The organism is Parabacteroides sp. AM17-47 (assembly GCF_003434625.1).
GTDB lineage: Bacteria > Bacteroidota > Bacteroidia > Bacteroidales > Tannerellaceae > Parabacteroides > Parabacteroides distasonis.
This window is the reverse complement of sequence record NZ_QTLI01000026.1, coordinates 42,808-64,736: the sequence shown is the minus strand read 5'-3', so window position 1 is coordinate 64,736 and position 21,929 is coordinate 42,808. Positions and strand designations below refer to the sequence as shown.

The window sequence follows — 21,929 nt, the reverse complement described above, 5'->3', positions numbered from 1 at the left end:
AGTTCCGGTAGAACGAAGGTAATTGAGGCATTCGTTCTGTATAGCCCTGTATAAATAAGCGTTTAAAGACGTGTGAATATCGATGTTCTCACGCTTTTCCCAGAAGCGGAGGAAGACGTTTTGTAAGATGTCTTTTGCGTCTTCCGGGTCGGGGATAAATTTTCGGCAATGTATATAAAGTTGGAGATAAACAGACTTGAACAGGGTATTAAAGGCGGCTATATCTCCTTGTTTGATCAATTCGATTATTTTGTTGTCAGATGCCATTTTATTCCCGTGTATTATTAGAAAGGTGGAGCGTATAGGCAAGGAGAACATTCCTTGGGCCTATACGCTTACTGCCTGTCAATTAATGCTAACCCTATTATAAGATTTCGTTTGCGGTTTTATTGAAATATTGGATACATTCTTTAATATCCGGTACTGAGTTTTCCCAGTTGTATTCATACTCGATAGAGAATACTCCCTTGAAATTCTGGGATTTGAGTTCTTTCAACATTCCCTTTACATCTAGGATGCCTGTGCCCCAGATCACGTCGTGCTGCTCATTCTCTCCTGCTTTTTTCGGGGCGATATCCTTGAAATGCAAAGAGATGATCCGGCCTTTGAGCTGTTTTAAGCAATCGATCTGGTTTAATCCCTCCCGGCGCCAATGGCCTACGTCGGAACAAGAACCAAGCGATTGACTGCGTCCGGAGATGGCTTTCAACAGGTTCTCAGGTTTCCAATACTCGGAAGGCTGCGGGTGATTATGGACGGAGATCTTAATGTTGTATTGCTTGGACAATTTTTCTACTAGGTCCCAATCGCTTAAAGCCGGTTCGCAAGTAATGAACTCTAGGTCCATCGCTTTCGCGAATTTGAACATCTTTTCCCAATCGGATGACTTTTCGGCTACATACACCCCGGTTCCTACGATCTTGATACCTTTGGATGCCGCAAGTTCCTTGATCTCTTTCTGAGTTTGCGCGTCGAGGTTAAAATCGAATACTTTATCCCCCCATTTACCGCCAAGCTTATGACCGGGATAAATCTCGATGTATTTCAATCCGAGTTCTTGCGTCTTATCGAGAGCTTCCGTCAAAGGGAACAGGTGGAAACTATAGGATTGCATCCCTAGACGCCATCCGTTCTTCTCGGCCTTCGTTTGCGCTTCGGTTGGAATAGCCAATAGGCAGCAAACGATCGCTATCATTATTTTATAGATATGTCTTATCATATTCGGTTGTTATTAAAAGGTTTATCTTGGCATATCCGGCAAAGAGAAACCGTTGTTATACGTATGCTTGATCCATTCGTTGGCCATCTCCGCAGCGTTAAACTCGGCGAAGCGACGGTCGAAACGCGGATCTCCGTCAATTACCTTGAAATCATCCACCGTGACGATCTTGATCTTATCGTTCGGGGAGATGTTCGTAAACCGCATATTCTCTCCATCCCATTGCAACTCACGATGCAAACCTTGCAGTCCGGAGAGGCGAACGGCCAAGACTCCCATCACGACCATCTCGTTGAACGGACCGGAGAACTGGAAGTTGGATGAGGCTTCCGTACGATTTTCCGGGGATTCCTTACATGCACGGATCCAGTCTTGCTCATGGGCGTTGGTAGACCATATGTCTCCATTGCCACCTTTCACTCTCGGGATCGTCGGTTTGGGCTGGTTGAAATGTTCCATGTCGGAAACCGGTAATAAGGTCGGGTTCATTCCGTAACAGCCTGTCATGATCTTTCCTTTCGTTCCGATGAAGATGATACCGCCGTTCTCGTCGCCCATCATCTGCCCGTCTTTCAATTCTTCCGGACGGGGAGGCATCAAGCCACCATCGTACCAATAGACTTTTACTTCCGGCATCTTGACATTTCCTTTGGGCGGACGTGCGGGGAATGTATACGTTACGATCTGTGCGTGAGGAGGGGAGTACAGATTACTCAAAGTCGAGCTGCCGATTACGCTGGTCGGATATTTTAAGTCGAGTGCCCAATACAACGGGTCCATGATATGGCAAGCCATATCGCCCAAGGCCCCGGTTCCGAAGTCCCACCATCCACGCCAGTTCCAAGGGGTATAGACCGGATTATAAGGCCGCTTTTGAGCCGGGCCGATCCATAAATCCCAATCCAGTGTCTTCGGGCACTTCGGGGTATCGTTCGGCTTCATCAAGCCTTGGGGCCAGATGGGGCGGTCTGTCCAACAATGTACCTCATATACATCGCCGATTACGCCAGACTGTATCCACTCCGCGATCTGCCGGCACCAGTCGAATGAGTTACCTTGGTTACCCATTTGGGTGGCTACCTTATATTTCTTCGCCAGTTTGGTAAGCAAACGCGATTCGTAAACGGAGTGGGTAAGCGGTTTTTGCGTATAGCAATGCTTGCCTAGCGTGATTGCGTGGGCGGTCACGCCGGCATGTGTATGGTCTGGGGTGGCTACCATAATCGCGTCGATGGACTTACCCATCTCATCGAACATGACACGCCAGTCTTTAAAGCGTTTAGCCTTCGGATAGTCCTTGAAGGTCTTGTCCGCATAGTGCCAATCTACATCGCATAAAGCTACGATATTCTCCGTGTTCATGTTGGCGAGGTTACGACGTCCCATACCGCCGACACCGATACCCGCGATATTCAGTTTGTCACTAGGAGCTGTATAGCCAAAGGATTTACCGAGCACGGAACCCGGAACGATCGTTAGTCCGGCTGCCGCTACGGCTCCGGTCTTGAGGAAACTTCTTCTCGAAATGTTTTTCATAACTATTAAATTTTAAGAAAACGATAATTCTATAATGTTTGTAAATGAAGGTTGCGCCAAAGAACCTTGATGCCGCCACCATCATGTATTTGTAATGCGATGCGCCCTTGACCGGCTCCGATCTTTTCATCCCGGATGTTTACCATCTCCTCTCCGTTGAGCCAAGTCTGTACATTATCTCCTTGTACCCGGATACGCATCGTGTTCCACTCTCCTTGTTTTAGGATGTTCTCCTTCTCGTCCGGGATCTGTATCAACCATCCTCGTCCGTAGGATTCGTAGATACCGCCCGTGTCAAAGCCTTTGGGGGCGACTTCCACTTGCCAGCCGTTTACCTTTACATCTTTTTCTTCTACAAAGGAACGAATAAATACGCCAGAATTACCATCCGCTTCCTGTTTAAATTCCACGGTAAGGTCAAAATCGTCGTAATATTCCCGGGTGGCTAGATAGCCGTATTGTTTATCCGGGCCACTTTCGCATATTAATAAACCATCTTTTACATACCATAATTCTGTGCCGTATTTATCCCAGTTCGTAATGTCCTCGCCGTTGAATAAACGAGCCTCTCGTGTCTTGCGGGGAAGTTCCTTGATCTTGATATTACGGAACCATGCGGGATAACCGTGGTCTTGCAAACAAATCAAGCCTTTATGCGCTAATCCGTATTCAGGAGCGTTCGCCCATTTACCGCTGTTCTTACGGGAGAACCAATCATCAGACCATGCATCGAACTCTACGGTTTTGTGCCCGTTCATAAAGTAGGTGACATGTCCGTTGTCAAAAATAATCTTAGAGTTGTTCCATTCGCCGGCCGGATGTACTTTTATCGTGTTGAAGTCCGGTAAATACATCGCGTAATCCACTCCGCAACGTTGCCAATCTTCCAATGGCTCCGCGAAATTGATATCATCAATCAATTGATACTCGGGGCCGGTAACGTAGGGAACCGGGAATTGAGGACGTTCTACCACATGATATAATAAACCGCTATTTCCTCCTTTCGAGATTTTCCAGTCCCACGAAAGCTCAAAATTCTCATAAGCCTTGTCGGTGACGATGTATCCGCTGGCATCGCTACCTTGCCCGTCCGCTTGGATGGTTCCGTTTACAACTTCCCAAGGTCCGGTCAAGGCGGTTCCGTTATAATCCCGCCAGCCATCCAAGGTTTCCCCATCGAATAGAAGTTCCCAACCTTCCGCTTTCTCTTGTTCGGTCAATGTGTTATGCTTCGTGTTATCACAGGCGATTAAACCGAAAGCAGCTGTCATTACGAACGATACGATTGTTATTTTCATGTACGTATAGCTTTATTGTTAATACAAATTTGTCGGTGTTTTATATATGAGACAACTCTGGGGCAAGGGATACGTAAGCTCTTTTTCCTTTTTTATTTATTTTAACGGAAGTGTATGGCAATCGGTCATTTATTAGTCGGCAAACGCAGTAGTACTGACTTTGCCAAGTAATATATACTAACATCGCCAACGCAGTATATCTGATTTGGATACACTAAATACATTATATGATGTAGCCAAATGTTGCTGTAATAGTTATGGTATCAACGACTGAAGCTTTTCTTTACAGAAAATACTACAATAAGCCAGTAATCGAATGCTTTATTTAAAGTGTTGATAATCAATATTGTGAAAATATCATGATGTTTATGCTGAAACACGTACGTGTTTTCGAAAAAAGTCGTACATGTTTAAAAAAATTCATGTACGTGTTTTTCTATAAAATGATAGGGATACAACTATACATGTTTAAAAGTTACAATAACTCTACTTTACAGAGCTTTGTCATAAAAGATATCGCCGACATTTATCGAGTGAGTAAGAAAAGGTTGAAATGTGATAGCAAAAGGCGTTGGGGTACCATGAAAATTTACTACCACCATTCTATATGTACACTGTAAGTCCGTATAATATATGGAATAGCGGTAGTAATTGTAACAAACGAGAGTAAAAACGTCCGTTGTTTTTGCTGGATTTATTTGATTTGCTTAAACGCTTTTCCGAGCATATCCGTGATGTCGCTGGCGATCATGCTCTCTTCCGAGCGGAAAGCGGCGGCGAGATCACCGGCTGTGCCGTGCAAGAATACTCCGACTACAGCGGCAGTTTCCGGAGAATAGTCTTGCGCCAATAAGCCGAGGATGATACCCGTCAGCACGTCTCCGCTACCGGCGGTTGCCATGCCCGGATTTCCGCAACTATTGAAATAAATGTTTCCTGCCGGAGAACAAATAGCGGTATAAGCTCCTTTCAATACGATACAAATCTTATGTTCGGCGGCGAAAGATTGCGCTTTCATCAAACGGTCGTATGAGTTCGTGCTTTCACCCGCTATCCGGTCGAACTCCTTCGGATGGGGAGTGAGGATGCTCCGTGGCGGGATCTTATTGAATAAGTCCTTGTTGGATGCCATTATATTAATAGCGTCCGCATCGATAACGACTGGTTTTGTGCTAGATTGCAGGATACGTTCGATCGCTGCTGCGGATTCTAAATGCTGTCCGAGTCCCGGTCCCATACCAACAGCGGAGTAACTACCTATCTCGGGAACCGTAGAGAAATAATCAGGATTTGCGTCTAGACTTAACATCGCTTCCGGGAAAGCGGTCTGGAAGATTGATTCGCCTCGGGTCGGGATATGCACGGTCAATAGTCCGGCTCCACTCCGTAAGCATGCCTTCGCGGATAATAGGGCGGCTCCCATTTTTCCTTTACTTCCGGCGATCAATAAAGCATGTCCGAACGTTCCCTTATGGGCGAAACGTTTGCGAGACTTTAACGAATAGGATATATCTTCTTCCGTAACCAATGAGTAAGGGGAAGCCGTCTCATAAATTGCGTCCGGATGGATTCCGATATCCAGTATTTTCCACTCGCCTACGTATTGCTCATTCTCCGGAAAAAGAAACGCCAGTTTCGGGAAGCCGAATGTCAAGGTTAAGCTGGCCTTGATGATCGCCTCCGAGTCATTCTTACGATTATCTTCCCCGAATAAGCCGGAAGGAATATCGATCGCTACGACTTCCGCCTCGGATTGGTTGATATAATTGACCATAGCGGCGAAACCTCCGGTGAGAGGACGGTTTAATCCCGAACCGAACAAGCCATCGATCACCACGTCTCGGTCGGTTAGCGTCGGCGGCTCAAAGTCACGGACCACTTCCGTAAATTCGATCCGTTCCATGTCGAGCAGACGCTGCTTGTTTTGCTCACACTCTACGGACAGATGCTCCGTCGGGTTGAATAAATACGTCTCTACCCGGTATGATTCCTCGTTCAAAAGGCGGGCGATGGCCAAAGCGTCGGCTCCGTTATTGCCTTGACCGGCGAAAATCACGATGCGGACCTGCTTGGAGTAGCGCCGGCAAAACTCATGGACGAACGTCGTAGCGGCACGCTCCACTAAGTCGATCGAACTAATTGGCTCGTGTTGAATCGTATATTGGTCGAGCTCCTTTACCTTGTCTGTAGCGAATATCTTAATCATAATTCTAGATGTCTGGGGTTTTATTCTGCTTACAAATGTATAACAAACTTTGGTATGTTGCTACACTTTTTTGTGCATCGCCGAAAAAGTTGTACATTTGTCCCCTCGAAAACCGAAAGATTTATGGACAGAATTCGTCTAAAAGACAAAGAATTTGAACTGTTTATTCCGGAGTCGGATATTCAGGCGGCTATCGCTAAAATGGCCGTTCAGATTAAAGCGGATGTGGAAGGGAAAAATCCTCTATTCGTGGGTGTGCTAAACGGGGCTTTTATGTTTGTCGCCGAGCTGATGCGTGAGCTGGATGTTCCGTATGAGCTGACATTCGCTCGTTATTCCTCGTATCAAGGAACTTCCAGTACGGGCATATTGAATGAGATCATGCCGGTGCAGGCTGATATTCGCGGACGTATGGTGATCTTATTGGAGGATATTATCGATACGGGCTTTACGATGAACTACGTGATGGAGAAGCTTCGGAGCGAGGGTGCCGCCGATGTAAGATTGGCAACGATGCTTTTCAAGCCGGAATCCTTGAAATGCGAGTTGACTCCGGATTATGTAGGCTTACAGATACCCGCTGATTTTATCGTGGGACATGGTTTGGATTATGATGAGTTGGGCCGCTCATATAAGGATATCTACAAGGTTGTGGAATAAAATAGTATACATTATATATAATAAAGGAACAATAGTATGTTGAACGTGGTTATTTTTGGTGCTCCCGGTTCAGGTAAGGGAACACAAAGTGAGTTGATTATTAAAGAATACGGTTTGGATCATATCTCTACTGGCGATGTATTGCGTGGCGAGATGAAGGCTGAGACTGAACTGGGCAAGATCGCTAAGGATTATATCGAGAAGGGACAATTGGTTCCGGACGAGTTGATCGTTGATATGTTGGCGAATGTATTGGATAGCAAGAAGCCGGCTAAGGGCGTAATCTTCGATGGTTTCCCTCGTACGATCCCTCAAGCGAAAGCCTTGAAGAAGATGTTGAACGAGCGTGGAACAGACGTTTCCGTTATGTTGAACCTTCAAGTAGAGGAAGAGGAGTTGATCAAGCGTTTATTGGAGCGCGGTAAAGTATCCGGACGTTCTGACGATAACTTGGAGACGATCAAATCCAGACTGGATGTTTACCATACTCAAACAGCTCCTTTGGCAGACTACTATGTAGGTGAAGGCAAGCACGTAGCCATCAAAGGGATGGGAACAATCGAGGAAATCTTCGGTCGTATCAAAGAGGCGGTTAATAACGTAAAATAATTGAAATAAACCAATATGGCTGAATCGAACTTTGTAGATTATGTCAAGATCTATTGCCGCTCAGGAAAGGGTGGAAGAGGGTCTTCTCACTTCCGTCGTGAGAAATACATTCCGAAAGGAGGTCCCGACGGGGGCGATGGAGGGAGAGGAGGTCATGTGTATCTCCGTGGTAACCGGAATTACTGGACGCTCCTTCACTTGAAATATGAGCGTCATATCATGGCCACCAATGGTGAGAGTGGTAGTGCGAAGCGTAGCTCGGGTAAAGACGGGGAGGATCGAGTAATCGAGGTTCCTTGCGGTACGGTTGTTTACGATGCTGAGACCGGAGAGTTTATTTGCGACGTTACGGAAGACGGTCAGCAAGTGATGTTGCTGAAAGGCGGTCGTGGCGGTCTGGGGAATTTTAACTTCAAGACGGCTACCAATCAAGCGCCCCGTTATTCGCAACCGGGTGAGCCGGCATTGGAACGTACGGTGATTCTTCAGTTGAAATTGCTGGCCGATGTCGGTTTGGTAGGCTTCCCGAATGCGGGTAAATCTACCTTGCTTTCTGTCGTATCCGCCGCTAAACCGAAGATCGCTAATTATCCTTTTACTACGTTGGAGCCTAATTTAGGCATCGTGAGTTATCGCGATAACCGTTCGTTCGTAATGGCCGATATACCGGGTATTATCGAAGGAGCAAGCGAGGGAAAAGGTTTGGGACTTCGTTTCTTACGTCATATCGAACGTAATTCATTGTTATTGTTCATGGTTCCCGCTGAGGCAGACGATATCAAGAAAGAATATGAGATCTTGCATAATGAGTTAGTGAAGTATAATCCGGAATTGCTGGATAAACGTCGTGTACTGGCGATCACCAAGAGCGATATGCTGGATGAGGAATTGATCGAGGCTTTGTCGCAAGACTTGCCGGAGGGAATTCCGTATGTCTTTATATCTTCTATCACGGGACTGGGTATTGTCGAGTTGAAAGACCTTTTATGGAAAGAGCTGAATAAGGAGAATTTCCATGAGGCTGAGCGAATTGTCCATAAGAATATAGATGTAAGCACGTTGGAATTTGAGGACGACAACGAATACATCTTCCCCGTGGATGAGGACGAGGATGACCCGGATGAGGTATACGAGGAATACTGGGACGATGATGAAGATGAAGATACAAGAAAATAAGCAAATAGAGGTGTCGCGGTTCTCCGGGTTAAGCGGATACCGCGACATTTCTCATTTTACGACAACACGTCATGGCGGCGTGAGTACGGGAACGTACGCTTCGATGAATCCGGGCGTTTATACCGAGGATGATCCGGGCTTCATCCGGAAGAACTTGGAACTTCTTTCGGATGCGGTCGGGATTTCCCTAGAGAATATGGTTATACCTCATCAGACCCATGAGGATCGAGTATTGGCGATCGACGCGTCTTTCCTTTCGCTGAATGATAAAGAGCGAAAGCTACGTTTGGAAGGCGTGGACGCTTTGGTGACGAATGTTCCGGATGTATGTGTAGCCGTATCTACGGCGGATTGTGTCCCTGTCTTGTTATATGCGCCGGATCGTAAAGTGGTAGCTGCCGTCCATGCGGGTTGGCGGGGTACGGTTTTACACATAGCTCGTAAGGCGGCAAGCTTGATGATCGAGGCATACGATTGCGATCCTACTCAATTGGTTGCCGGAATAGGTCCCTCTATCAGTCAAGCGGCATTTGAGGTGGGAGAGGAAGTCGTAAAAGCTTTTCAAATGGCGGGCTTCCCAATGGAGCGGATTCTTCGACGTAATGCGGAGACTCAAAAAGCGCATATCGATCTATGGGAAACCAACCGTTTACAATTGTTAGAGGCAGGATTGCTCTCCGGGCATATAGAGATCGCTGGCATCTGTACTTATATTCGGTATGAGGATTATTTCTCCGCTCGTCGCCTCAGTGTCAAAAGCGGCCGGATCCTTACCGGGATATGCTTGAAAAAATCTTAGTTATATTGGCTCAAACTTATAATAGACATGATTTCAATCACTCTTTCATCTGAGATATCGGAGGCTTGCCCCGATCTTCACGTGTTGGCTATCGCTTGCCAAGTAAAGAACACGGAGCCCGATGAACGACTTTGGGAAGAAATAACCCGTGTTGAGGAGGACATCCGTTCTACCTGTAAGATAGAGGATATTAATAAGTGGACTCCTATTTTCGCTACCCGTCAGGCTTATAAATGTCTGGGGAAAGACCCGAATCGGTATCGCCCTTCCGCCGAGGCGTTAAGACGGCGGATACTTCGCGGGCTTCCTTTATATAAGATAGATACCTTGGTGGATATCGTCAATCTGGTTTCTATCCGTAGCGGTTATTCTATCGGAGGATTTGACGCGGATAAGATTGTAGGCGGATTGGAACTAGGTGTCGGAAAAGAGGGGGAAATTTATCACGGTATCGGACGTGGTGAATTGAATATCGCCGGTCTTCCAGTCTACAGGGATGGAGTAGCGGGTGTCGGAACGCCTACCAGCGATGAGGAACGTACCAAGATTGAAATGTCGACCACTTCATTGTTAATGATTCTGAATGGTTATTCCGGTAAGGAGGGCTTATTGGAAGCGGGTGGTTACTCGGTTGACTTATTAAAAAGATATGTCTCAGCGGTAAACGTGGAAGCGGAACTGATATGCCGAGAAAACAGAGGAAAAATAACGTTATAACCGTGTTAATATTGTTTACAAAGCGAAAAATGTCCATCTTTTATGCTAAAAAACATCTATAATCTTTTGTTTTAATCATTTAATCTATAAATTTGTCCCCAGTAATCAAATGTTATCATAAAATGATTGAATTAATTGGTACAAACGCCGGCCTTGTATGGAACGTTTTAAATGAAGGCGGTAAAATGAGTTTTAAGGCAGTGAAGAAAGCCACGAAGATTAAAGCGGAAAAAGATATGTACGCCGCTTTTGGTTGGTTGGCGAAAGAAGGTAAATTAGCTTTCGAGGAGATTGAAGGTGAAATGTATGTTTCTTTAGTGTAAACAAGAGGAACGTTTACAAGAATTAGGGAGGGCTGTTCGATTTTTTTGGACGGCCTTTTTATTTGTCCATACGTTTTCTGTCAAAATAATTAAGTCTACAGTTGGTTAATTCAATTCAAAAACTTACTTTTGTGTAGAATTTGGTGTGAAATGACCGAAGATCATAAGAGATTGTTAGCTGTATTTGAGGTTAGAGTTCGTGATTTGATGGCGTTATGCGATCAGCAGAAACGTAGAATTGACGAACTTACAGCTGCTTTGAGCCTTAAAGACGAGGAGTTGCGGCAGGCGAAGGATATGATTGAAGGATTGAATGCCAAATGTGATAACATGCTGACGGCGCGAATTGTTTCTACGAATGAGGAAGAGATGAAGAACGCCCGGATGCGGTTATCAAAATTAGTGCGGGAAGTAGACAAGTGCATCGCACTTTTAAATGAATAGAAGCGATGGACGAAGAATTTCTTATAAATATAGTGATAGCCGGAAAGAAATATCCGCTTACGATCAAACGTCATGAGGAAGAGTTGGCGCGTGCCGCCGCTGATCAGATCAACAGCAAGATTCTTCAATACAGGCAGCATTTTGCGGTCGAGGTGGATACGAAAGATTTGTTAGCCATGGTGGCTTTTCAACTCTCGATGCATAATCTGGAGTTGGAAAAACGGAATGATACAAATCCTTTTACGGATAAGATACAGGAGCTTACAACCGAGTTGGAAGGATATCTGAAGAAATAACATACATATTGTAAGAAGAGAGTTTCCGCACTGCTTTGCACGGTAAGACCGTGTGATGGTAGTGCTTTTTTTGTATATAAATAAATGAATCTTAAATTATTAGTTAAATGGTTGGAATGTATATAATCATACCGATAGTAACCTTCATCATTGGTGGGTTGCTTGCGTGGCTGGGCATGCGTTTCCTTCTGAAGTCGAAGTACGACTCCGTGCTTCAAGAGGCGGAGAAGGAGGCCGAGGTGATAAAGAAGAACAAGATGCTGGAAGTAAAGGAGAAGTTTCTTCATTTGAAAGCGGACTTGGAAAAACAGGTATCACAGCGTAACGCTAAGATCCAGTCTGTCGAGACTAAATTGAAACAAAGAGAACTGACGATGAATCAACGTCAGGAAGAGTTACAGCGTAGGAATAACGAGGTAGAGGCTGTAAAGGAGAATTTATCTTCTCAGTTGGAGTTGGTGGAGAAGAAGAAGCAAGATTTGGATAAACTTCATCAGAAGGAAGTGGAGCATTTGGAGGCTATCTCCGGGTTGTCCGCCGAGGAAGCCAAAGAGCGTTTGATCGAGTCCTTAAAGGATGAGGCAAAGACGCAAGCCGCTTCTTACATCAACGAGATCGTCGAGGAGGCGAAGATGACCGCTAATAAGGAGGCGAAGAAGATCGTGATCCAGTCTATCCAACGGGTAGCGACGGAGACGGCTATCGAGAACTCTATTACCGTGTTCCATATTGAATCGGACGAGATCAAAGGACGTATCATTGGTCGTGAGGGACGTAATATCCGTGCTTTGGAGGCCGCTACCGGTATTGAGATCGTGGTGGATGATACGCCTGAGGCTATCGTTCTTTCCGGATTCGATCCGGTTCGCCGTGAGATCGCTCGTTTGGCCTTGCATCAATTGGTACAGGACGGACGTATCCATCCGGCTCGTATCGAGGAGGTGGTAACGAAGGTGAAGAAGCAAGTGGAAGACGAGGTCGTAGAGACTGGTAAGCGTACCGTGATCGATTTGGGTGTGCACGGTTTGCATCCGGAATTGATCCGTATGATCGGTAAGATGAAGTATCGTTCTTCTTATGGACAAAACTTGTTGCAACATGCTCGTGAGACGGCCAACCTTTGTGCCGTGATGGCTTCTGAATTGGGCTTGAACCCGAAGAAAGCGAAACGTGCCGGATTGTTACATGATATTGGTAAAGTGCCCGATGATGAGCCGGAATTGCCGCACGCTATCTTGGGTATGAAGCTTTGCGAGAAATATAAGGAGAAACCGGATATTTGCAACGCCGTAGGCGCTCACCACGATGAGGTGGAGATGCAGACGCTGTTGGCTCCGATCGTACAGGTTTGCGACGCTATTTCAGGTGCTCGTCCGGGTGCACGTCGTGAGATCGTAGAGGCTTATATCAAGCGTTTGAATGATTTGGAACAATTGGCTTTATCGTATCCGGGTGTTGTCAAGACTTACGCTATCCAAGCGGGTAGAGAGTTGCGCGTAATCGTTGGCGCTGATAAGATTGACGATAAGGACACCGAGAACTTGTCCGCTGAGATCGCTAAGAAGATTCAGGATGAGATGACTTATCCGGGACAGGTTAAGATCACGGTGATCCGTGAGACTCGTGCGGTAAGCTACGCTAAGTAAGAATATATTTAATATAAATAAAAAAGGCCGGTTTGTGTAAGTCGGCCTTTTTTATATCTGTCGTTATCGATTTCCCAGATCGTCGTATAAAGTTTGTAATAGGACTTTTCCTTTCTCCAAGCGGGTCTCGTTTCCGCTTTCAGGTTCTTCTACTAAAATCTTGTTCCCTTCATTGTCGTATACGGAAACACCGGATTCGTCTATAAAGCCAAATCCATTATTGAATGTATAAAAGGCGTAATGCGGGACGCAAGGATTCAATATATCTTTGCTGAATGAGAACTCATCCGTGGGGAGACCCATCTGATTTAATAAGGTGGCTGCCAAATCGGTTTGGTTCGCATACGTATCGATCACTTTAGGTTCGGCGATCGCTCCGCCTAGCCATAGCATAGGTATGTGGAAACGTAAAGGTCCGTACTCCTGCATGTTTTCAGGGTAACGGTATCCGTGGTCGGAGACAAAGATGACTACCGTATTTTTCCATGCCGGCAGTTCCTTGAACGTATCAATGAAATTACCGATACAGCTATCCGTAAACGCGACGGAGTTTAGATAAGGATGCTCCAAATGGTGAAACGGGACCTCGAATGGCTCATGGCTACTTAATGTCAGGAATGTACTTAACCAAGGTTTGCCGTCGACTGGTCTTTGCTTGATATCCTCGTAAAGATGCGAGAACGTGATATCGTCGTTTGCTCCCCATTTACTCAGACGGCTGCTCAAGGGAAAATCACGGTCTGCCGTTATCTTGCTGTAGCCGGAACTATAGAAATAACTTTGCATATTCGTGAAATTGATATCACCTCCATAGAGCATATCCGCCGTATATCCTTCTTTGTTAAGACTCTTTGCGATAGATGGAAGGGTCTGGCTTTTCACCGGATACTTCATGATGGAGGTGGTGGGTTGGGCTAAATAGCCGTTCAATACGGAGACTAAGCCTCGGTCGGTACGGAACGAGTTGGCATATAGGTTCGTGAATAATACACCTTCTTTGCTCAGCCGATTCAAGTTCGGCGTAATTCCCGGCTCACCACCAACAGCCTCGATAGCATTTGCCGTGAAACTCTCCATGATGATAATGAGAATATTGGGACGAGTCGTTGTCAATAGCTTGACAGGCTCTGTAGGTATGGAATCTCCCGGGCATAAGGAGTCTTGGGCTTGAATGAGCGTATCGAATAAGGCTTTCCGCTTTTCCTCCGGATAGAAATCGAATTGCGAGGCAAAATCCTGTTGCTTACTCAATGAGGCTATCAGACTGAAACACGGGTTGATCGCCGAATGATTCAAGAACTGGTTCTGGCTGAAATAAACCATGCCGACATTTGCCGTAGACGTAGTTACGCCTCCCCGGATCGGAATAAACAATATTCCCCCTGCTAAGAGGATGGCGAAAGTACTTCCCAATTGTTCCAATCCCGTAGGTGGAAAGCTAGGCTTTACTGGCGCGAACCGGAGGATGAAGGTGAACCAAGCATAGATACCTAGCGCATATGCCACGAATACCAATAATTGGATAAAGAACATTCCCAGCGGAACGCTCGCCATCGCATCGGCGGGCGATTGTAGGTAGAAGAATAAGGTAGCGTCCAACCTGAATCCCCAAAAGCTATATAAAGCCACATCTACGGAAAAGATCGCGGATACCAGAATTCCCATGATCAAGAAGTTCCCTTTCAATACCTTCTTTAGCCAAACGCCCGGAATCCAAACTGATACTAAAGTCAATAGGAGAGGGATGGCCGTAAGGTATCCCGCTATCGTACAATCCAGCTTCAGCCCATGAAGCATAACCTGTAGGAAGTCCGTGAAGGTACAAGCCTCGGACAACGCATGCTGATAAAACATAAATACCGGTTTTTGAATAACAAAAACCGGTAGCCATGCGATAAAAACGATTAGTATGAATAATAATCTTTTTTTCATTTCGAATATAGCTTTTCCCGTAACTCAGCGATAGCCGGATCTGTGATGTAATCATCGTAATCCATCATCTTATCGATGATACCGTTAGGAGTCAGCTCGATGATACGGTTCGCCACGGTTTGTATGAACTCGTGGTCATGGCTGGAGAACAGGATATTTCCCTTGAATGTCTTCAATGTATTATTGAAGGCTTGGATGGATTCCAAGTCCAAGTGGTTGGTCGGAGTATCCAAGATCAAGCAGTTGGCGTCGGTGAGCATCATACGTGAGATCATACAACGCATCTTCTCACCTCCGGAAAGTACGCTTACCTTTTTCATGAGCTCCTCGCCCGAGAACAACATACGTCCGAGGAAGCCTTTCAAGAATACCTCGTTAGTATCCGGCGAGAACTGGCATAACCAATCGAGCAGGTTGATATCTGTATTGAAATATTTGGAGTTATCGAGAGGAAGATAAGAGGTCGTGATCGTCTGTCCCCACTGATACGTACCGGCATCCGCTTTCTCCTCACCGTTGATGATCTGGAACAAGGCGGTCATGGCACGAGGGTCGTGACTGATAAATACGATCTTGTCATCCTTCTCCACGAAGAAGTTCAAGTCCTTGAACAATACCTGTCCGTCGATACTCTTCGACAATCCTTTCACCTCAAGGATCTGGTTGCCCGGTTCGCGGTTAGGCGTGAACAAGATTCCCGGATAGCGGCGTGAGGACGGTTTGATCTCCTCGATATTCAGCTTCTCCAACATCTTTTTGCGACTGGTGGTCTGCTTGGACTTCGCTACGTTGGCACTGAAACGGCGGATAAATTCTTCCAACTCTTTCTTCTTCTCCTCGGCTTTCTTATTCTGGTTCTGCTGTTGACGAAGGGCTAACTGGCTAGACTCGTACCAGAAGCTATAGTTTCCGGCGAATAATTGTAATTTACCAAAGTCGATATCCACGGTATGCGTACAAACGGAGTCGAGGAAGTGACGGTCGTGGCTAACAACCAATACGGTATGCTCGAAATTAGAGAGATAATTCTCCAACCAAGAAACCGTCTCAAGGTCCAAGTCGTTCGTCGGCTCATCCAATAATAGGTTATCGGGCTGTCCGAACAAGGCACGGGCCAATAAGACACGTACTTTCTGCTTACCGCTCAAGTCCTTCATATACATATAATGCAAATCCTCCTTGATGCCTAGTCCGCTCAATAGGTTGGCGGCGTCGCTCTCTGCGTTCCAGCCTTCCATCTCGGCGAATTTCTCTTCCAGTTCCGATACGCGGATACCGTCGGCGTCACTGAAATCAGGTTTCTCGTAAAGGGCGTTTTTCTCGCTCATCACCTCCCATAAGGTCGTATGTCCCATCAATACGGTATCCATAACCGTATATTCATCGAACGCGAAGTGATCTTGGCTCAATACGGAAAGACGTTCGCCCGGTCCTAGGTTAACGCTACCTCTGGTAGGGTCTAATTGCTTGCTGATTACACGGAGAAACGTAGATTTTCCGGCCCCGTTAGCACCGATAATACCGTAGCAATTGCCCGGTGTAAACTTCATGTTCACATCCTGAAAAAGGATGCGTTTTCCAAACTGTACGTCCAGATTGTTAACTGTTATCATATTTCGTATACCTATTAAATTGCGATTGAGGATGCAAAGGTACGAAAAATATTGTTTATCTTATCATTGGATGTCATACATCCCGCTCGTTCTCTCCCTTTTTTAGGCTAATTATCTTTTGGGCGTTGAGCGGTGAGATAACGCTTTTCCCGGTTTTGGCTTCCAGTCCTCTTTTCTTCCATTCATCTGTTAGATCTTTCCGTATCTCTATGGATTTCAATCGTTGGTTGATCCAATTATCCGAATAGCCCAATCGTTTATAATCGACCATGGCTTGCTCGATAGACAACTCCGGATCTTGCATTTGATCCAAACGTTCCTTCGCTACTTGGGCGATCCATAACTTAAAAGGTTCTGCTTTTGGAGATGGTACTGATTGGATAAGGCGGAAGAGTTGCTCGGTATTGGCTACGTCGGTTAAATATTTCTTGTCATCAGCGGCCTGCATTTTCAGTTGACTACAATTTGTAGTCAACTCGCTACCTTCTCTTTTCAATCTGGTTTTTAATACACTCCAGTATTTTCGAGGGTTGGGGCTATCTGTTAAAATAGATATAACATCAACGATCGAGAAATACCATTCCTCTTGTTCGTCATCCCATATGGCGCGAACTTTTCTTTCTTCGAATAAGCGGATAGATTCTTTTTGTGTCATTTGTAGTTGCTTTGAGTAGTTATAGACAAAGGTAAATGAGAATTTAGTATATCCATAGTTTAATAGTTTGATTAAAAGTTTATTTATCGCAAAGTAAGTATATTAATCTCATTTAAGCAAACGATACGCGGTTTAAATGAGAAGGTACGAAAAATATTGCTTATCTTTGCATTATACATTAATATCCAATTGTGTAATGAATAAACAATCTGTCATATCTCTTCTTCGGAAAGCAAAGCAGCCTTTGTCGCAGAGTTGCGGTGTAAAGCAGTTGGGGCTTTTTGGCTCTACTGTTCGTGAGAGCAATACGGAAAGTAGTGATGTGGATATATTGATCGACTTTGAGGATGATAAAGAGACTTATTCCAATTTCCTTTTGGCTTGTGAGATATTAGAGAAGCTTTTTGACAGATTGAAAGTGGACATAGTCACCCTTAAAGGGTTAAGCCCTTTTATTGGCCAGCAGATATTAAAGGAGGTAGAATATGTGTAAGACCCCTATCGCTTATTTGCTGCATATATTGGAGGAATGTAACTACATCCTTTCTGTAGTTACGGATGATCTGCCTATGTATCAATTTCTTTCGGATGAAACGTTAAAGAGGGCGGTTTGCCGTAGTTTGGAGATTGTCGGTGAAGTGACTAAGAAAATTCCCGCAGATGTTAAATATCAATGGAGTGACATTCAATGGAAACATATGGCTGGAATGAGAGATCGGTTGATTCATGACTATATGGGTGTTAATTATCTGATTGTTTGGGATGTGGCAAAGAATATTATTCCAAAATTGCAACCTCAAATAGAAGCGGTGATAGAGAAAGAACAGAGTCGTTGAGAGAGTTGTTGTGTTAGATATGTTTAGAAACCCTGCTATTTCGTAGGTGCTTATCTAGCATGGAACAGTTTTATGTCGTATATTTGCGGCGAATATAAAAACGAAATAATAAGAAACAGAGAGTAAACGATAGAGATATAAGAGATTGACATATTAGTATTTGCTATTTATTTCTTAATGTAGTAAAACGACCAAATAATAAAGCTCAAGAAGAAATAAGTTCGATAGTGAGTACACCCAAACGGGGTGTGTTCCTAGTGCTTATTTGGTTTGGGCTTGGGTGCTTGGTCGTACCTTCTACGTTCTGAATAAGTAGGGTTCACACCTTTTTTTGTGTCCTTATGCCTCTTATTTATTAACCCCATAATAGTATAGCCTATGATTTAAACCCATTCTTTCCTTATTTCCTTAATTTATGCTTCGCCGCATTTCTCCGGAAGAAAAACGACCAATTTTATTCTTAAAGCCCAGAGAAAGGTAAAGGTGGATGCGCCCCCGTTTTATTTTGTTTCGAAATGGGTGCGACACGCTTTTGCATTCTTTTCCCTGTTGGATGGAGATGCAGAGCGTGGCGCACTTTTAGTTTCAAACAATTTAAAAACGAATCTTTTTACGATGACAAATGATGAGTTGCAATCGAAGACGATTGCCTTTTTGCGCTTTCCCTTGATCGTGGGGGTGGTATTGATACATTGCTATTATAAAGAATTGCCGATAGGTGGTGTTAAGGTTCCCGTAATGGATGAATATCCCATTTATAAATTAATAGCGGACCTGTTTTCTCAAGTGCTGGCACGTACTGCCGTACCCCTTTTTTTCTTGATATCCGGTTATCTGTTCTTTTATAAGAGTTCCTTTAGTTGGCCTATGTATGGCTCTAAATTGCGAAAGCGGGCACAAACCTTGCTGTTGCCTTATCTATTTTGGAATGGAGCATTGGTGGGTTTGCACCTCTTGATAGAACTTTTGTTTCCATCTGTGCTTTCCGGTGAGGCTAAACCTGTGCTGGATAACGGATGGTGTGATTGGTGGGATATCTTTTGGGCGAGAGAACCTAGTGAGCCGGGAGGAATGCCGATGCCGATCAACTATCCGTTGTGGTTTATCCGTGATTTGATGGTATTGGTGGTATTCTCGCCATTGGTGTATGCTATGGTACGCTATTTACGGCAATATGCGTTAGCGCTACTTGGCTTTCTTTGGCTCATTTACGATGGGGTCAGTTCGCCGGGTTTAAGTCCGACCGCTTGGTTCTTTTTCTCGCTTGGTGCTTTCTATAGCGTGCATCGGCGGAATTTTGTAGTGGAGACGCGTCCTTTATTACGGGGGCGGCATTGCTTTATGTGGTTTTGGCTTTAGCGGATCTTCTTTCAAAGGAATTAGGATGGAATGTTTATGTGCATAATGTAGGCATTCTTGTGGGCTGTGTCTTTGCGATCTCTCTTTCGGCGTATGGATTGGAAAAGGCTCTTTGGCGGACTAACTCCTTCTTGGAGGGGGCTAGTTTCTTTGTCTTTGCCTCTCATGTTATCGTGCAGATCTTTATATATCGATTGATATTATGGTTCTTCCGGTCTTCTGCAGAATGGGCGATTATTGGGATTTACTTCGGGGTTGCTTTGGGAGCTATTTTGATCTGCTTGGCTTTCTATGCCATGCTTCGGCGCTTCCTACCTAGGCTTCTCTCTGCAATCACGGGAGGCCGATAGCTTTCTGTGGGGTGATGACTTGTCAGTGGGAGGCGCTTTGTTATGACTATTTGGTCAGGATTGGCGTTTTACGCTGACAATGCCTTTTTATAGGCAGGGTGAACTGGAGGGAAAGGAGAGCGAAAAAGGTCGGTTTTTGCCGGTTTTCGGGTCTGCGGATAGGCATTGTAAGGTTGTTACGATCCAGTTGTAGGGTGTTTACGGCGGCGTTGTTAGTTGCTTTCGACTGCGAATGCTATTGTTTTCGGAGCGAAACACTATTGTTTTCGAGTGAAAAGTCTATTGTTTTCGAATAAGAAGTCTATTGTTTGTATGTTTGAGGGTGATAAGAGACGGGAATCCTCGCTAGAATAAAAGCTCCAAAAATGATATGTCCTTGAAAGATAACTAATTGCTGATTTTTATTCTCAAATATGGAAACCGACTGTACTCTGGGGCGAAATATTCGATTCTCTGGAGCTTTAGAATACAAAATGTCAGAATGTCAAATTGGGCGATCTTCTATTATTAACAAAGGAAATCTCATTATCTTAGGGCAATGTCATAGGTTGTAGAGATGGGGCGTGCCCCGTCTCCCGTATCATGTGCGATGGATTCATGTTTCTTTGGCTATGGATGAAATTTGGTATGGTTGCCTTGTTTTTATCTGAATAATAAGGCTGGATTGGAAATAAATATCTACTTTTGTGCTCTAAAACATTAAAGTAAACGAAAATAGAAAGATGGCTGCAACGAAACGAATGAAACGTGCCTTGGTCTCTGTGTTTCACAAAGACGGGCTGGACGAAATCCTAAAGAAATTGCATAGCGAGGGTGTGAGCTTTGTATCAACAGGTGGTACTCAATCATTTATCGAGTCATTGGGTTTGCCTTGTGATGCGGTAGAGGACTTGACTTCTTATCCGTCTATTTTGGGCGGTCGTGTGAAGACGCTTCATCCGAAGGTATTCGGTGGTATCTTGGCTCGCCGTGAGAACGAGAATGACCAGAAACAATTAGCTGAATATGAGATCCCGGAGATTGACTTGGTTATCGTTGACCTATATCCTTTCGAGGAGACTGTCGCTTCCGGCGCTGAGGAACAAGCAATTATTGAGAAAATAGATATAGGCGGTATCTCTTTGATACGTGCCGCCGCAAAGAACTTCAAGGATGTGGTAATCGTAGCTTCCAAGGCTCAATACCAGCCGTTGATGGATCTTTTGAACGAGAAGGGCGCTGAGACAAGCATCGAGGATCGTAGATGGTTCGCCAAAGAGGCGTTCGCCGTTTCCTCGGGTTACGACTCCGCTATCTTCAATTATTTTGATGGCCGCAAAGGTTCCCATTTCCGTGCAACGGTAGATAGTCCGATGCATTTGCGTTATGGCGAGAATCCTCATCAAGCCGCTAAGTTCTATGGTAAGTTTAACGATATGTTCGATCAAATCCATGGAAAAGAGATTTCTTACAACAACTTATTAGATATCGACGCTGCCGTGAACTTGATCGATGAGTTCGACGAGCTGACGTTCGCTATCTTAAAACATAATAATGCTTGCGGTATCGCTTCCCGCGGTAATGTGGTTGAGGCTTGGAAAGAGGCTTTGGCTGGTGACCCGGTTTCCGCTTTCGGTGGCATCTTGATCACGAATACTACGATTAACAAGGAAGTGGCCGAGGAAATCAACAAGATTTTCTTCGAGGTGATTATCGCCCCGGCTTACGACGCTGACGCATTGGAGGTACTTCAACAGAAGAAGAACCGTATCATCTTGATCCGTAAGGATTGCAAGACTTGCCCGATGCAGTTCCGTTCTTTATTGAATGGTGTCTTGATGCAGGAGAAGGACTTGAGCATCCAAGGTAAGGCGGATTTGGAGCCTATGACGGATAAGCAGCCGACAGCCTCGGAGGTTGAGGACCTGTTGTTCGCCAACAAAATCGTGAAGAACAGCAAGTCCAACGCGATCACCTTGGTGAAGAACAAGCAGCTTTGCGCCAGCGGTATCGGGCAGACCTCTCGTGTGGACTCTTTGAGACAAGCCATAGAGAAGGCTAAATCATTCGGCTTCGACTTGAATGGCGCCGTGATGGCTTCCGACGCTTTCTTCCCGTTCCCCGATTGCGTTGAGATCGCAGACCAAGCAGGTATCACGGCCGTAATCCAGCCGGGAGGCTCTATCAATGATAAGTTGTCTGTCGAGTACTGTAACCAACATGGTTTGGCTATGGTGAAGACAGGTGTTCGTCATTTTAAACATTAATAATAAGAC

At 45.1% G+C, this 21,929-nt stretch carries 20 protein-coding genes and 1 pseudogene; 13 read left to right on the top strand and 8 right to left on the bottom strand.

Features of this window, described 5'->3' with window-relative positions; translation table 11 throughout:
* From DW205_RS18945 to DW205_RS18920, 5 genes are all read right to left on the bottom strand, one after another.
* Window positions 1–267, bottom strand: a 267-nt coding sequence (locus DW205_RS18945; protein WP_005864871.1) for an RNA polymerase sigma factor, incomplete at its 3' end; no start/stop codon positions are given.
* Between the two features lie 97 nt (window positions 268–364).
* Window positions 365–1,219, bottom strand: coding sequence for a sugar phosphate isomerase/epimerase (locus DW205_RS18940; RefSeq protein ID WP_005864873.1), 855 nt, complete (start codon window positions 1,217–1,219; stop codon window positions 365–367).
* A 21-nt stretch (window positions 1,220–1,240) separates the two neighbouring features.
* Complete coding sequence (locus tag DW205_RS18935) at window positions 1,241–2,755, bottom strand: Gfo/Idh/MocA family oxidoreductase (RefSeq protein WP_005854795.1); 1,515 nt, start codon at window positions 2,753–2,755, stop codon at window positions 1,241–1,243.
* A gap of 29 nt (window positions 2,756–2,784) precedes the next feature.
* Window positions 2,785–4,053 (bottom strand): DUF1080 domain-containing protein, encoded by a 1,269-nt coding sequence (locus DW205_RS18930; protein ID WP_005864875.1) that lies wholly within the window; start codon window positions 4,051–4,053, stop codon window positions 2,785–2,787.
* A 694-nt stretch (window positions 4,054–4,747) separates the two neighbouring features.
* The gene (locus DW205_RS18920) at window positions 4,748–6,259 is read right to left on the bottom strand and encodes a bifunctional ADP-dependent NAD(P)H-hydrate dehydratase/NAD(P)H-hydrate epimerase (RefSeq protein WP_005864877.1); all 1,512 of its coding nucleotides are present in this window, start codon (window positions 6,257–6,259) and stop codon (window positions 4,748–4,750) included.
* A gap of 123 nt (window positions 6,260–6,382) precedes the next feature.
* Here DW205_RS18920 and hpt point away from each other — a divergent pair, with 123 nt between their 5' ends.
* From hpt to rny, 9 genes are all read left to right on the top strand, one after another.
* Entirely contained in the window at window positions 6,383–6,919 is a 537-nt protein-coding gene (hpt, locus tag DW205_RS18915) for a hypoxanthine phosphoribosyltransferase (protein ID WP_008778162.1), read from the top strand.
* 36 nt (window positions 6,920–6,955) lie between these two features.
* Window positions 6,956–7,528 carry an adenylate kinase gene (locus tag DW205_RS18910; RefSeq protein ID WP_005854805.1) on the top strand — a complete coding sequence of 191 codons (573 nt, stop codon included), beginning with the start codon at window positions 6,956–6,958 and terminating at the stop codon, window positions 7,526–7,528.
* Window positions 7,529–7,543: 15 nt separating this feature from the next.
* Window positions 7,544–8,704, top strand: coding sequence for a GTPase ObgE (gene obgE, locus DW205_RS18905; protein WP_005864880.1), 1,161 nt, complete (start codon window positions 7,544–7,546; stop codon window positions 8,702–8,704).
* A complete protein-coding gene (gene pgeF / locus DW205_RS18900) occupies window positions 8,676–9,503 on the top strand; it encodes a peptidoglycan editing factor PgeF (RefSeq protein WP_005864883.1) in 828 nt (275 codons plus the stop codon). The genes obgE and pgeF overlap by 29 nt, the downstream gene beginning before the upstream one ends.
* Before the next feature lie 27 nt (window positions 9,504–9,530).
* Window positions 9,531–10,220 carry a B3/4 domain-containing protein gene (locus tag DW205_RS18895; protein ID WP_005864885.1) on the top strand — a complete coding sequence of 230 codons (690 nt, stop codon included), beginning with the start codon at window positions 9,531–9,533 and terminating at the stop codon, window positions 10,218–10,220.
* Between the two features lie 122 nt (window positions 10,221–10,342).
* The gene (locus DW205_RS18890; protein ID WP_005854813.1) at window positions 10,343–10,543 is read left to right on the top strand and encodes a winged helix-turn-helix domain-containing protein; all 201 of its coding nucleotides are present in this window, start codon (window positions 10,343–10,345) and stop codon (window positions 10,541–10,543) included.
* Between the two features lie 150 nt (window positions 10,544–10,693).
* Complete coding sequence (locus DW205_RS18885; RefSeq protein ID WP_005864886.1) at window positions 10,694–10,987, top strand: hypothetical protein; 294 nt, start codon at window positions 10,694–10,696, stop codon at window positions 10,985–10,987.
* A gap of 5 nt (window positions 10,988–10,992) precedes the next feature.
* A complete protein-coding gene (locus DW205_RS18880; RefSeq protein ID WP_005864888.1) occupies window positions 10,993–11,283 on the top strand; it encodes a cell division protein ZapA in 291 nt (96 codons plus the stop codon).
* A 107-nt stretch (window positions 11,284–11,390) separates the two neighbouring features.
* Complete coding sequence (rny, locus tag DW205_RS18875; RefSeq protein WP_005854819.1) at window positions 11,391–12,929, top strand: ribonuclease Y; 1,539 nt, start codon at window positions 11,391–11,393, stop codon at window positions 12,927–12,929.
* Window positions 12,930–12,992: 63 nt separating this feature from the next.
* Here rny and DW205_RS18870 read toward each other — a convergent pair whose 3' ends face one another.
* From DW205_RS18870 to DW205_RS18860, 3 genes and pseudogenes are all read right to left on the bottom strand, one after another.
* Window positions 12,993–14,861 (bottom strand): LTA synthase family protein, encoded by a 1,869-nt coding sequence (locus DW205_RS18870; protein WP_005864890.1) that lies wholly within the window; start codon window positions 14,859–14,861, stop codon window positions 12,993–12,995.
* Window positions 14,858–16,474 (bottom strand): ABC-F family ATP-binding cassette domain-containing protein, encoded by a 1,617-nt coding sequence (locus tag DW205_RS18865; protein ID WP_005864892.1) that lies wholly within the window; start codon window positions 16,472–16,474, stop codon window positions 14,858–14,860. Before DW205_RS18865 ends, DW205_RS18870 begins: the two co-directional genes overlap by 4 nt.
* A gap of 160 nt (window positions 16,475–16,634) precedes the next feature.
* Window positions 16,635–17,129, bottom strand: a pseudogene (locus DW205_RS18860) (Bro-N domain-containing protein); the annotation flags it as partial.
* A gap of 196 nt (window positions 17,130–17,325) precedes the next feature.
* Here DW205_RS18860 and DW205_RS18855 point away from each other — a divergent pair.
* The 4 genes from DW205_RS18855 to purH all read left to right on the top strand — a co-directional run bounded on the left by DW205_RS18855 (window position 17,326) and on the right by purH (window position 21,920).
* Window positions 17,326–17,622, top strand: a complete 297-nt coding sequence (locus DW205_RS18855) for a nucleotidyltransferase family protein (RefSeq protein WP_005854828.1) — start codon at window positions 17,326–17,328, stop codon at window positions 17,620–17,622.
* Window positions 17,615–17,965, top strand: a complete 351-nt coding sequence (locus tag DW205_RS18850) for a DUF86 domain-containing protein (protein WP_005864896.1) — start codon at window positions 17,615–17,617, stop codon at window positions 17,963–17,965. The genes DW205_RS18855 and DW205_RS18850 overlap by 8 nt, the downstream gene beginning before the upstream one ends.
* A 615-nt stretch (window positions 17,966–18,580) precedes the next feature.
* The gene (locus DW205_RS18845) at window positions 18,581–19,324 is read left to right on the top strand and encodes an acyltransferase (RefSeq protein WP_005864898.1); all 744 of its coding nucleotides are present in this window, start codon (window positions 18,581–18,583) and stop codon (window positions 19,322–19,324) included.
* A 1,072-nt stretch (window positions 19,325–20,396) separates the two neighbouring features.
* A complete protein-coding gene (gene purH / locus DW205_RS18840; protein ID WP_005864899.1) occupies window positions 20,397–21,920 on the top strand; it encodes a bifunctional phosphoribosylaminoimidazolecarboxamide formyltransferase/IMP cyclohydrolase in 1,524 nt (507 codons plus the stop codon).
* Window positions 21,921–21,929 lie beyond the last annotated feature (9 nt).